The sequence below is a fragment of the Flavobacterium hibisci genome (assembly GCF_020026925.1).
In the GTDB taxonomy this organism is placed as follows: domain Bacteria; phylum Bacteroidota; class Bacteroidia; order Flavobacteriales; family Flavobacteriaceae; genus Flavobacterium; species Flavobacterium hibisci.
This window is the reverse complement of sequence record NZ_JAIQDW010000002.1, coordinates 168,350-182,081: the sequence shown is the minus strand read 5'-3', so window position 1 is coordinate 182,081 and position 13,732 is coordinate 168,350. Positions and strand designations below refer to the sequence as shown.

Below are 13,732 nucleotides of genomic sequence, written 5' to 3'. Positions count from 1 at the left end.
GATAAGTAGTGCTTTGTGTTGATTTTTAATTATTGTTTTAATATAAATTATTGGTTATATTTGATTATGCAAGAGGCTATTATTTTAAATATATTTTACTATGGATAAAGCTATAAAACTAAAGGTTCGTAAAGATTTAAATGGTCAGCAGCAGTTGAATATAATTAGATTAAAAGGAAGTTTAATTTCTAAAGGTTATACAGAAATAATACATATTCTGGATCAGGATGATGAATTTCATATCAATTCATTTGCAACACCTTTAGAAACAACTAATGAAGTAAAGGAATATATTACAGCATTTATCAGTAGAGAAAATTTAACTGATACAATTACTTTTTACAAATAATATTTTTTTCTTTTTAAATAAAAAGAAATCCTCTCCAATTTTTTTATATAGCAACAAACAAAACATGTCCTTTATTAATTGGCATGTTTTTTTGTTTTGTGATTTATAGTAAATGATTCATCTAGGAATTGTTAGTAGATTCATTTACATATTATAGAATATAAATTCTTAATTTGGTAAAACTTCTATTCTGGATTATTTAATTTTTGGCATCAAAAAATATATTATACAAAACAATTTCACATTTTTTTTTCATTATAAATAAAAAAAAATAAAACAACCGATTGTTGTATTGAGTTTTGTGTTATATTTGTAATTATTATAAGTGTAATATAAACACTTTTAAAATTTTCTATTCAGAATATTGACAATCAGTTTTACGAAAGTAACTTATTAATTATGAAAAGATTTCTTGTACATTTTCTTTTTTTTCTGTTAATATCATCATTTGCCCAGGAAAAAAGTGCCTTGAAGCTGTGGTATGATACTCCATCCGGTAAGGTTTGGGAAAATGCACTTCCGATAGGAAATGGTTTTCAGGCAGCCATGGTGTATGGTAATGTGGAAAAGGAAATATTTCAATTGAATGAAAGTACTGTGTGGACCGGGAGTCCTAACAGAAATGATAATCCCAATGCAAAAGGCGCGCTAAATGATATAAGGAGCCTTATTTTTCAGGGTGAATACCAAAAAGCAGAAAAGTTGATAAATGAGAATATCATCACGAAAAAATCTCATGGACAGATGTTTCAGCCAGTAGGAAACTTAGAAATCAGTTTTTCTGATCAGGAACATTATACAGATTATTACCGTGAGCTGGATATTGAAAAAGCAGTAACTAAAACAACATATAAAATAAATGGCGTCACTTATACAAGAGAAGCTTTTACATCCTTTCCTGATAGAGTTTTAGTGATTAAACTTTCAGCAGACATGCCTGGTAAATTATCTTTAAATGCAGGATTTACTTCTCAGCATAAAAAACAAAAAATAGAGACAGATGTAAATAATATGCTCTCTCTTTCAGGTACTACAAGTGATCATGAGGGTGTAGAAGGAAAAGTAAGGTTTAACGCACTGGCCAGATTTAAAACAGAAGGCGGAACTATAAAGCCTGAAGGTAATTCCATAAAAATAGACAAAGCCAATTCTGTTGTAATTTATGTTTCAATAGCAACTAATTTTGTTAATTATAATGATCTTAGTGGCTCTGAAAGTAAACTTGCAAAATCGTATTTAGACCAGGCATCTAAAAAAGATTTTGAAAAAATGAAAAAAGCTCATATCGCCAGTTATCAAAAATTTTTTAACAGGGTTCACATTGATTTAGGAACAACAAATGCAGCAAAATTGCCGACAGATCAAAGGCTGGCTAATTTTAGGAGTGTTTTTGATCCTTCGCTGGTGACCTTGTATTACCAGTACGGACGCTATTTATTGATTTCGTCTTCACAGCCCGAAGGACAGCCTGCAAATCTTCAGGGGATCTGGAATCACAGTATGAGGCCGGCCTGGGATAGCAAATATACGATCAACATTAATACCGAGATGAATTACTGGCCTGCTGAGAAAACGAATTTATCAGAGATGCATCAGCCACTTTTAAAAATGATAAAAGAACTGGCCGAAACAGGAAAAGAAACGGCAAACGTAATGTATGGGGCAAGAGGCTGGGTTGCGCACCATAATACCGATATATGGAGAATCAACGGAGCTGTTGACGGAGCTACCTGGGGCGTCTGGAATGCAGGAGGCGGATGGTTGAGCCAGCATATTTGGGAACATTATTTATATACAGGAGATAAAAAATATCTTGAATCAGTATATGAAGTAATAAAAGGGGCTGCCGTTTTTTATTCAGACTTTTTAGTAAAACATCCAAAAAACGGATGGCTGGTGGTAGTGCCTGGAAATTCGCCTGAAAATGCCCCAAAAGCCCATCAGGGATCAGCAGTTACAGCCGGATCCACGATGGATAATCAAATTGTGTTTGATGTTTTCAGTACCGCTATTAAGGCTTCTGAGATTTTAAGAAAGGACAAAGAATTTGCAGATAGTCTTAAAACGTTGCGAAAAATGCTTCCGCCAATGCAAATCGGAAAGCATAATCAATTACAGGAATGGCTGGATGACGTTGATGATCCCAAAGACAATCACCGCCATATTTCCCACCTATATGGGGTATATCCTTCCAATCAGATTTCGGCATATAAGACTCCTGAACTCTTTGCAGCTGCAAAAAATACGCTTTTGCAAAGAGGAGATGTCTCAACCGGTTGGAGTATGGGATGGAAAGTAAACTGGTGGGCTAAAATGCAGGATGGTAACCATGCTTATAAGTTGATTCAGAATCAATTAACTCCACTTGGTGTAAATGAAGGAGGAGGCACTTACAACAATCTTTTTGATGCGCATCCTCCATTTCAAATTGATGGGAATTTTGGCTGTACATCAGGCATTACTGAAATGTTGATGCAAAGCTCAGATGGTGCAGTTCATTTACTTCCTGCCTTACCTGATGCTTTGAGCGAATATGGTGAAATAAGAGGCCTGAAAGCAAGAGGCGGTTTTGAAATAAAGCATTTGAAATGGGAAAAGGGAAAATTAGTTGCCCTTAGCATTCAGTCTAATCTGGGAGGGAACTTAAGATTGAGAACTCCAAATGAAATAACTTTGAAGGATCATAATAATTTGAAAAATGCATCAGGAGTAAACCCAAATGTTTTTTATCAGCTTGATGAAGTTCAAAAGCCAATTATTTCTGATGAATCTAATATAAAAGCATTAGATGTTAAGTCAACTTATTTATACGACTTAATGACCTTAAAAGGGAAAGTATATACATTTCTTATTCGATAATTTTTTACAGTAATACCTTAAAATGAAACATAGAATTTTATATTGCCTGTTTGTTTTGCTTATAACATCTTCAGTTATAGCTCAGATGCAATCGTTTGACCTAAGCGAAATCAGACTGAAAGAAGGACCGTTTAAAAATGCTCAGGATGTCGATTTGAAGTATATTTTTGATCTTAAACCGGATAAACTTTTGGCTCCCTATTTAATAGATGCTGGCCTTCCTGTTAAAGAAAGCCGATATGGCAACTGGGAAAGCATTGGTTTAGATGGACATATCGGAGGGCATTATCTTTCTGCCTTAGCTATGATGTATGCAGCTACAGGAAATATGGAACTTAAAAACAGATCAGATTATATGATTTCTGAATTGGCCCGTTGTCAGGATAAAAATGGAAATGGGTATGTGGGCGGTATTCCACAGGGAAAAGTTTTTTGGGATCGCATTCATAATGGTGATATTGATGGCAGTGGTTTTGGATTGAATAATACCTGGGTTCCTATTTATAATATTCACAAATTGTTTGCTGGTTTGAATGATACTTATCATTATACAGGAAACGAAAAAGCCAAAGATATTTTAATAAAATTGGGAGATTGGTTTATCGAATTAATTCGTCCGCTTTCTGACGAGCAGATTGAAAAAATCCTAAAAACAGAACATGGAGGCATAAACGAATCTTTTGCGGATTTATACAGTATTACAAAAGATAAAAAATACCTTGAAACTGCTGAAAAATTATCACATAAAGCTTTCTTAAATCCATTATTGAAAAAAGAAGATAAGCTTACCGGTATGCACGCTAATACACAGATACCAAAAGTTATTGGTTTTGAAAAAATTGCCACTCTTACGGCTAATAAAGAATGGCAGGAAGGGGTAGCGTTTTTCTGGGATAATGTAACTCAAAAACGTAGTGTTGCCTTTGGCGGGAATAGTGTTGCGGAACATTTTAATCCAATAAATGATTTCAGTAGTATGATAAAGTCCAATCAGGGGCCTGAAACCTGCAATTCCTATAATATGGAACGTCTGAGCAAGGTTTTGTTTTTGAATAAAAATGATATTAGTTATCTGGATTTTTATGAACGCACGTTATACAATCATATCCTGTCGAGTCAGCATCCCGAAAAAGGAGGATTTGTTTATTTTACCCCTATCAGGCCAAATCATTATCGGGTATATTCACAACCCGAAACCAGTATGTGGTGCTGCGTGGGTTCCGGATTGGAAAATCATACTAAATATGGCGAATTAATTTATAGTCATTCAAATGATAATGTTTTTGTAAATCTTTTTATTCCTTCTGTTTTAAATTGGAAAGAGAAAGGAATAACATTAGAACAAACCACGAAATTCCCTTATGAAAATAGTACAGAACTTGTTATAAAACTTAAAAAATCTAAAACTTTTGTACTGAATATCCGCCATCCAAAATGGGCAGAAAATTTTGAAATTTTGGTAAACGGAAAGGTTCTGGATATAGCAAATGTTAATTCTCAGGCTTCAGGCTATATTCCAATTAACAGAAAATGGAAATCAGGGGATAAAATCACAGTTACTTTCAAAACTTCTACGCATTTAGAGAGCCTGCCAGATGGTTCAAACTGGAGTGCTTTTGTCAACGGTCCAATTGTATTAGCAGTGAAAACTTCAACGGAAGGATTGGATGGCCTATTTGCAGATGACAGCAGAATGGGGCATGCCACAAGAGGAAAATATTTTCCATTAGACCAGGCTTACGCTTTGGTGGGTGAAAAAGACTCTTATCTGGCAAAAGCAAAAGAAACTGAAAAACTTCATTTTAGTTTAGATTCTTTAGAGTTGCAGCCTTTCTTCGAAATTCATGATGCCCGTTATCAAATGTATTTTCAAACCTATTCTAAAGAGGATTACAAGGAAAAGCAACAATTATTAAAGCAACAGGAAATTGAAGCCCTGGCCCTGGAGGCTAAAACCGTGGATAAAGTTAATTGTGGAGAACAACAGCCCGAAGTAGATCATTTATATAAAGGGGAGAAAAGTAATTCGGGTTATGATGACGGCAAGTTCTGGAGAGATACACGTGCTTACATTTCGTATCAATTGCTAAATAAAAACAGTTTAGGAAAGTTTTTGGATATAAGTGTCCTGGATGAATTGAAAATGGATAATATCACAATACTGATTAATGACAAACTAGCTGAGGTAATTTCTGTAGATAACAAAACGATTAGGTTAAATATTGATAAAATTCAGATAATCAATATTAAAATCACTGCTAAGAATGGAGCAAAGAGCCCAAGGTTTTATCAATTAAGAATTGTCAAAAACTAGAAAGTAATGTGCTCAATTTAGTTACAAGTAAAAAAGAATAAAAATACGACGATACGTTTTAACGCTAAAAACATCATTATGAAAAATATATATCACATTTTATTATTGAGTTTTATTACGCTGTCTCTGGTAACGGCTCAGGAAAAAAAAGCCCATAATCCGGTAATTTATGCAGATGTACCTGATTTATCTATGATTAGGATAGGAGATACGTATTACATGAGCAGCACTACAATGCATATGAATCCCGGAGTGCCCATTATGAAATCAAAGGATTTGATAAACTGGAAACTGGTTAGTTATGCATACGAAATATTGGAAAACGAGGGTGATAAACTGAATCTTGATAATGAAAAAAATGATTATGGCCGTGGCTCATGGGCAAGCAGCCTTCGTTATCATAATGGGACTTATTATGTAAGCACTTTTTCGGGAACAACTGGTAAAACCTATATATTTTCAACAAAAGATATTGAAAAAGGGCCTTGGAAAAGAATTGTTTTAAATAATTCTTACCATGACCATTCCCTTTTATTTGATGATGATGGTAAGGTTTACCTGGTTTGGGGTGCAGGAAAAATTCAAATTATAGAGTTAGAAAATGACCTTTCAGCAGTTAAAGAAGAAACAAAAAGAGTTTTAATCGAAAATGCACATGCGCCTGCCGGAGACAATATAATGCTGCCGTCAGAAGGCTCTCAGCTTTTTAAAATTAAAGGGAAATATTATTTGTTTAATATTTGCTGGCCAAAAGGAGGGATGCGTACCGTAGTGATACATCGGGCAGATAAAATTACAGGTCCGTGGGAAGGCAGAATAGGTTTGCAGGATTTAGGCGTTGCGCAAGGGGGACTTATCGATACGCCTGATGGAAAATGGTATTCTTACTTGTTTAGAGATTACGGCGGTGTTGGCCGTATTCCTTATCTGGTTCCTGTAAAATGGGAAAATGAATGGCCTGTATTGGGAGAAAATGGAAAAGTGCCTGAATATCTGGATTTACCAGCAAATAAAAGTCTTATTCCCGGTATTGTAAACTCTGATGATTTTAACCGAAAAAATGACAAAAACGATTTGCCATTAGTGTGGCAGTGGAATCATAATCCGAACAATTCTCTTTGGTCTCTCAAAGAAAGAAAAGGCTATTTACGATTAAAAACAGGCCGAATCGACAGCAGTTTTCTTCAGGCTAAAAACACTTTGACCCAAAGAACTTTTGGGCCTGAATGTTCCGCATCTACATTAATAGATCTATCTAAAATGAAAGAGGGCGATATTGCCGGACTTTCATTATTGCAAAAAGATTTCGGTTTTGTAGCTGTAAAAGTGGAAAACGGTGTAAAGAAAATGATAATGACAGCTGCTGAAAAAGGAACTCCAAAAGAAATTGAAAGTGTTTCTTTAAATCAGGACAAAATATATTTTAAAGCAGAATGTAATTTCAAAGACAGGGCTGATACAGGAAGATTTTTTTACAGTCTGGACGGAAAAAAATGGATCAGCATTGGTAATGCAATAAAATTACCTTACACCATTCCGCATTTTATGGGATATCGATTTGGACTATTCAATTATGCTACAAAAAATACAGGCGGATTTGTAGATTTTGATTATTTCAATATTGATGATAAAATTTCAAAGGCAAATTAATTTCCGCGCTTTATCTGAAACATAGCTATTAACTCTCTGAAACCAAAATATGAAAATCAATAATCTCATCATTATAACATTATTTTCAATATTAAGCTTAAATGCACAGCAATATCCTTTTCAGAATCCTTCTCTGAGCTCAGAGCAAAGGGCGAAGGATTTAATTTCAAGATTGACACTTGAAGAAAAAGCAGTATTGATGTGCGATCAGTCTGATGCTATTCCGAGACTTGGCATTAAAAAATTCAATTGGTGGAGTGAAGCATTACATGGTTATGCCAATAATGATAATGTAACTGTTTTTCCTGAACCTATTGGTATGGCTGCCTCATTTGACGATCAGTTTGTCTATCGCGTTTTTGATGCAGTATCAGATGAAGCCAGGGCAAAATACAATCAATGGATTCAGAACGGAAATGAAAACAAACGTTTTTTAAGCCTTTCGGTTTGGACTCCTAATGTCAATATTTTTAGGGATCCGCGTTGGGGCCGTGGTCAGGAAACCTATGGAGAAGATCCTTATCTTACTTCCCGAATGGGAATTTCTGTTGTAAAAGGATTACAAGGCCCGGCAGATGCTAAATACCGTAAACTTTTAGCGTGTGCAAAACACTATGCCGTTCACTCCGGACCTGAATGGAGCAGACACGAACTGAATCTCAATAATGTAAATCCACGCGAATTATACGAAACTTATCTGCCTGCCTTCAAATCATTAGTACAGGATGCAGATGTACGTCAGGTCATGTGTGCTTATCAGCGTCTGGACGATGAACCCTGCTGCAGCAATACCCGTCTTTTGCAGCGTATTTTGCGTGACGAATGGGGGTTTAAATATTTAGTTGTTTCAGACTGTGGAGCAGTCACTGATTTTTACACCACCCATAAAGTTTCATCAGATGCAGTGCATGCCGCATCTAAAGCTGTACTTGCAGGAACTGACGTAGAATGTGTTTGGGAAAAATATCCTTTTAAAGAACTCCCAAAGGCTGTGGCAAAAGATTTAATCAAAGAATCAGATATTGATAAAAGCCTGCTACGTGTTTTAACAGGTCGTTTTGACTTAGGAGAAATGGATGATGATGCCATTGTGCCGTGGACAAAAATTCCTGCATCGGTTCTGAATAATAAAGAGCATCAGCAATTAGCACTTGAAATGGCCCAAAAAACAATGACGCTTCTGCAAAATAAAAACAATATTCTTCCTTTAAATAAAACCGCTGGCAAGATCGCACTTATTGGTCCAAATGCTGATAACGAGCCAATGTTATGGGGGAATTATAATGGAACTCCGGTTAGAACAATTACCATTAAGGACGGAATTGAATCTAAAATGGGAGCAGATAAAATCGTTTATGACAAAGCCTGTGATTTAGTAGAAGATAAAGTGACCCAGACCTATTTTGACCAACTTTCATTTGATGGTAAAAAAGGAATGAAAGCTACTTATTGGAATAATCCAGATAGAGAAGGAGCGAGTGTTATATCCCAACAAATTGTAAATCCAATGAAGATGACAACTGCCGGTCAGCACGAGTTTGCTTCAGGGGTTAAACTAGAAGGATTTTCTGCAAAATATGAAGCAGAATATATAGCGAAACAAAAAGATACACTTGTATTTAAAACGGGTATTACCGGAGCTTTTGAATTGTTGGTTAATGGAAAATCAATTTCAAAATATAACAATTGGAGGACGGTACCATCCAATATCCCATTTGTTGTTGAAGCCGGGAAAAAATATAAAATTGAAATTCTGTATGCGCAGTCAAACAATTGGCAGGCTAATCTTGAATTCGATTTTGGAAAAGGTTTTGATGTAGATTTCAGCAAACTAATCCAAAAATTAAAAGGGATTGATACCGTGGTTTTTGTTGGCGGACTTTCGACTTTGCTTGAAGGTGAAGAAATGCCTGTTTCTTATCCTGGCTTTAAAGATGGTGACCGTACCAATATTGAACTTCCGGCTGTTCAGAGAAAATGTTTGAAAGAATTAAAAGCTGCGGGGAAAAAAGTAATTTTTGTAAACTGTTCCGGTTCTGCTATTGCTTTAACGCCTGAAACTTCCAGCTGCGATGCAATTTTGCAGGCATGGTATCCGGGAGAATCCGGAGGTCAGGCTGTTGCCGATGTACTTTTTGGAGATTATAATCCTTCAGGAAAGCTTCCGGTTTCATTTTATAAAAATTCAGACATACTAGGTGATTTTGAAGATTATTCTATGAAGAATCGCACCTACAGATACACTACAGATGTTTTATTCCATTTTGGTTATGGTTTAAGCTATTCTAAATTTAATATTGGAGCAGGTAAATTGAGTAAAACAAATATAAAACCAACTGAAAATACACAATTAAGCTTTCCAATACAAAATATCAGTAAGCGTGAAGGAACTGAAATTGTTCAGGTATATGTCAGAAAGGTAAATGATACTGACGGTCCTTTAAAAACATTAAAAGCTTTTAAACGAATTAATTTAAAAGCAGGTGAAAAGCAGAATGCAACTATAGATTTGCCGGCATCTTCATTTGAATTCTATGATACAAAAATCAATCAGATGAATGTAGCTCAGGGCGAATACGAAGTTCTTTATGGGAATAGTTCAGATGCTAAAGATTTAAAAATACTAAAAATTTCAATTCAGTAAATTCAAATCATTAATCTGATTGTAAGAATTTATAAATATTAAAAAAACTTTTGTTTATGAAAAAGGTATATTTCACATTACTGACCATATTTTTAATGAGCTTAGCAGCTAAAGCTCAATCTTATCAAAAAACACAATTAGGATTAAAAGCAGTCATTAATGCAACAGTTGTAGAAATTCAGATTTACAGTCCTCAAATTGTCAGAGTGATCAAATATCCTGAAAAAGACAATTTTCAGAAAAAAAGTTTGTCGGTAATTAAAAACCCGGAAAAAACAAAATTTAGCATTGATAAAAAAGCGGATAAGATTTTATTAAAAACAGATGCTTTACAAGTTATTCTCAATAGTAATACCGGAAGTGTTTCATTTACAAGCCATACCGGAAAAGCATTGTTGAACGAAAAAGAATCAGGTACAGTTTTTACTGATTTTAATGATACTGGAAGCAAAACGTATACAGTAACGCAATCTTTTATTCTGGACAAAAAAGAATCTGTTTATGGTCTTGGAATTCTTCAAAATGGAAAAATGTCCCAACGAAATCAAAAAGTCCACATGGTACAGAATAATACGTGGGATTTTGTGACTTTTTTTCAGTCTGACAAAGGATACGGATTGTTTTGGGATAATTATTCACCTACTGATTTTAGCGATAATCCGGAAGAAACTTCTTTTAAATCAGAAGTTGGAGACGGCATAGATTATTATTTTATGAGTGGCGGGAATGCTGACGGAGTAATTGCTAATATGCGTGATTTGACAGGTCAGGTACCGATGTTTCCCAAATGGACTTTTGGTTTCTGGCAAAGCCGCGAGCGCTATAAAAGCCAAAAAGAAACGGTTGAGGTAGTAAAAAAATACCGTGATTTAGGAGTTCCATTAGATGGTATTATTCAGGATTGGCAGTATTGGGGCGATAATTATCATTGGAATGGAATGAATTTTTTAAATCCTGAATTTTCGAAGCCACAGCAAATGGTCGATGATATTCATAATCTAAATGCACACCTGATTATATCAATCTGGTCATCTTTTGGACCCAAAACACCTCAATTTCAGGAGCTGAAAGAAAAAAATATGCTGATGGATTTTCAAACCTGGCCACAGTCAGGAAAAGATGTCTGGCCACCTGATATGAACTTTCCTTCAGGAGTGCAAGTTTACGATCCTTATAATCCCGAAGCAAGGGATATTTACTGGAAATATCTGAATAAAGGATTGTTTTCTTTTGGAATCGACGGCTGGTGGATGGATTCTACTGAACCTGATCATTTAGACTTTAAACCAAAAGATTTTGATAATAAAACATTTTTAGGATCATTCAGAAAGGTTAGAAATGCTTTTCCATTAATGGCCGTTGGCGGCGTTTATGATCATCAGCGTGAGGTAACATCAGATAAAAGGGTGTTTATTCTAACCCGTTCAGCCTTTGCAGGTCAGCAGCGTTACGGTGCCAATACATGGTCTGGAGATGTTAATTCGTCCTGGGAAATGTTACGCAATCAAATCCCTGCCGGATTAAACTTTTCTTTATGCGGAATTCCATATTGGAATAGTGATATAGGAGGTTTTTTTGCAGGTGCTTATAACAAAGGAGTATACGCAGGTTCGGGAGCTAAAAATCCTGCTTATCAGGAATTATATGTAAGATGGCTACAATTTGGGGCTTTTACTCCAATGATGCGTTCACATGGAACAGATATTCCGAGAGAGATATATCAGTTTGGAAAAAAAGGAGAGCCAATCTATGATGCTATCGAAAAGTCAATCAATTTACGATATGCCTTATTGCCTTATATTTATTCAAATGCATGGAAAATAACCAACGGACAATCGAGCATGATGCGTGCTTTGATGATGGATTTTGAAGATGATAAAGTAAAAGACATGAATAGTGAGTATTTATTTGGTCAGTCGATATTGGTAGCTCCGGTGATCAATGCACAATATACTCAGGAGACAATTGTAAAAACAAATGAAGATACTGGCTGGGATAAAAAAGACACTTCTGATAAACCTAAAACACTGGCTGTTGATTTTACTCAGAAAAAATCGAAAAAAGTCTATTTGCCTGCTGGTACAATCTGGTATGACTTCTGGACAAATAGCAAGTACAACGGCGGACAGGAGATAGAACAGGAAACAACAATAGATAAAATTCCATTGTTTGTAAAAGCAGGAAGTATTATCCCTTTCGGACCTAAAGTGCAATATGTTAATGAAAAAAAATGGGATGATCTTGAAATTAGAATTTATGAAGGAGTTGATGGCGAATTTACGCTGTATGAAGATGAAGGAGATAATTATAATTATGAAAAAGGAAAGTACGCAACCATTACATTTAAGTGGGATGATTCGAAGAAAACAGTAACGGTTAGTAAGCAAAAAGGATCTTTTGCCGGAATGATAAAAGAAAGAAAGTTTAAAGTTGTAAAAGCTTCTTCAAAAACAGGAATATCTAATACGGAAAGTGAACAAGTTGGCAAAGTTATCAGTTATAAAGGGAATGAGGTTTCAATTAAATTATAAAATATAATACACCATGAATAAAAGAACTAACATTACAGCACTTTGCATGTTTATTATGGCCGTTTTCAATGGAACTGCCCAAAGCAATATTAAGCAGCAGCCTATTATTCAGACAAAGTACACAGCAGATCCTGCTCCAATGGTTTACAAAGACACAGTTTTCTTGTATACCTCACATGATGAGGACGATGCAAAAGGTTTTAAAATGATTGATTGGCAGCTTTATACTTCAACTGATATGGTTAACTGGACGGATCATGGTGCGGTTGCTTCCCTGAAGGATTTTAGCTGGGTAAAACATGATAATGGAGCGTGGGCAATACAATGTATTGAGAGAAACGGAAAATTTTATCTGTATGCGCCAATGCATGGACAAGGAATAGGAGTGTTAGTTTCTGATAATCCTTACGGACCGTTTAAGGATCCATTAGGAAAGCGTTTGATTGAAGACAATCACCTATGGAATGATATTGATCCGAGCCCATTTATTGATGATGACGGGCAGGCTTATTTATACTGGGGAAATCCTGATGTATATTATATAAAATTAAATGAAGATATGATTTCAACTTCAGGAGAAATTGTGAAAGAACCTACTAAACCAAAAAATTATCAGGAAGGGCCGTGGGTATATAAACGAAAAGGACATTACTATATGTCGTATGCATCCACATGCTGTCCGGAAGGAATTGGATATGCAATGAGCAAAACTCCTACAGGGCCATGGGAATATAAAGGAATGATAGTTGAAGCCAGTGAAAAAACAAGAGGGAATCACCCGGGAATCATTGATTACAAAGGCAAATCATATGTTTTCGGACATAGTTATGACATCATAAAAAGAGAAACTTCTACTTTCTACGAAAGGCGTTCAGTGGATATGGACGAAATCATTTACAATGAAGACGGAACTATTAAAACTTTATCTTACTGGTCTGAAAACGGACCAGAAGCAGTTGGAACAATTAATCCTTTTAAACGTGTTGAAGCTGAAACTATGGCATGGAGCGAGGGAGTAAAATCGGATAAAAATAATAAAACCGGAGTATTTATAACCCAAATAGACAATAATGACTTTGTAGAGGTTCGTGCTGTTAATTTTGAAAAAGCAGCTAAGAGCTTTCAAATAAGTGCGGCTTCTGTAGCGGGGGGTAAAATAGAAATTCGCTTAGATAACAAAGACGGCGAACTTATTGGCACATGTGATATAAAAAATACAGGAAATCTTGATACCTGGAAGGTTTTTAAATCCAAAGTAAAAAAGGTAACGGGTTTGCACAATGTTTTTTTTGTATTTAAAGGAAACGAAAAAATGTTCAATTTAGACTGGTGGAAATTTGAATAATCTTTTTAAAGACAAAGCAATTTAAAATTATAGTAATAAA

Annotated in this window: 7 protein-coding genes; all 7 read left to right on the top strand. The window is 35.2% G+C overall.

What is annotated here, in order from left to right:
• Positions 1 to 100: 100 nt before the first annotated feature.
• On the top strand, positions 101 to 349 hold the full coding sequence (locus K8B81_RS03195; RefSeq protein WP_223678752.1) for a hypothetical protein: 249 nt from the start codon (positions 101 to 103) through the stop codon (positions 347 to 349).
• A 399-nt stretch (positions 350 to 748) separates the two neighbouring features.
• Complete coding sequence (locus K8B81_RS03190) at positions 749 to 3,208, top strand: glycoside hydrolase family 95 protein (protein ID WP_223678751.1); 2,460 nt, start codon at positions 749 to 751, stop codon at positions 3,206 to 3,208.
• A gap of 22 nt (positions 3,209 to 3,230) precedes the next feature.
• The gene (locus K8B81_RS03185) at positions 3,231 to 5,522 is read left to right on the top strand and encodes a glycoside hydrolase family 127 protein (protein ID WP_223678750.1); all 2,292 of its coding nucleotides are present in this window, start codon (positions 3,231 to 3,233) and stop codon (positions 5,520 to 5,522) included.
• A 78-nt stretch (positions 5,523 to 5,600) separates the two neighbouring features.
• Positions 5,601 to 7,172: a glycoside hydrolase family 43 protein gene (locus K8B81_RS03180; protein WP_223678749.1), complete on the top strand. Its 1,572-nt coding sequence runs from the start codon at positions 5,601 to 5,603 to the stop codon at positions 7,170 to 7,172.
• 49 nt (positions 7,173 to 7,221) lie between these two features.
• Positions 7,222 to 9,816, top strand: coding sequence for a xylan 1,4-beta-xylosidase (gene xyl3A / locus K8B81_RS03175; protein WP_223678748.1), 2,595 nt, complete (start codon positions 7,222 to 7,224; stop codon positions 9,814 to 9,816).
• A gap of 56 nt (positions 9,817 to 9,872) precedes the next feature.
• On the top strand, positions 9,873 to 12,347 hold the full coding sequence (locus K8B81_RS03170; protein WP_223678747.1) for a glycoside hydrolase family 31 protein: 2,475 nt from the start codon (positions 9,873 to 9,875) through the stop codon (positions 12,345 to 12,347).
• Positions 12,348 to 12,360: 13 nt separating this feature from the next.
• Positions 12,361 to 13,692 (top strand): glycoside hydrolase family 43 protein, encoded by a 1,332-nt coding sequence (locus K8B81_RS03165; protein WP_223678746.1) that lies wholly within the window; start codon positions 12,361 to 12,363, stop codon positions 13,690 to 13,692.
• Positions 13,693 to 13,732 lie beyond the last annotated feature (40 nt).

Coding starts and splice junctions, on each gene's coding strand:
- K8B81_RS03195 (WP_223678752.1), top strand. CDS start 101: ATGGATAAAGCTATAAAACTAAAGGTTCGTAAAGATTTAAATGGTCAG.
- K8B81_RS03190 (WP_223678751.1), top strand. CDS start 749: ATGAAAAGATTTCTTGTACATTTTCTTTTTTTTCTGTTAATATCATCA.
- K8B81_RS03185 (WP_223678750.1), top strand. CDS start 3,231: ATGAAACATAGAATTTTATATTGCCTGTTTGTTTTGCTTATAACATCT.
- K8B81_RS03180 (WP_223678749.1), top strand. CDS start 5,601: ATGAAAAATATATATCACATTTTATTATTGAGTTTTATTACGCTGTCT.
- xyl3A (WP_223678748.1), top strand. CDS start 7,222: ATGAAAATCAATAATCTCATCATTATAACATTATTTTCAATATTAAGC.
- K8B81_RS03170 (WP_223678747.1), top strand. CDS start 9,873: ATGAAAAAGGTATATTTCACATTACTGACCATATTTTTAATGAGCTTA.
- K8B81_RS03165 (WP_223678746.1), top strand. CDS start 12,361: ATGAATAAAAGAACTAACATTACAGCACTTTGCATGTTTATTATGGCC.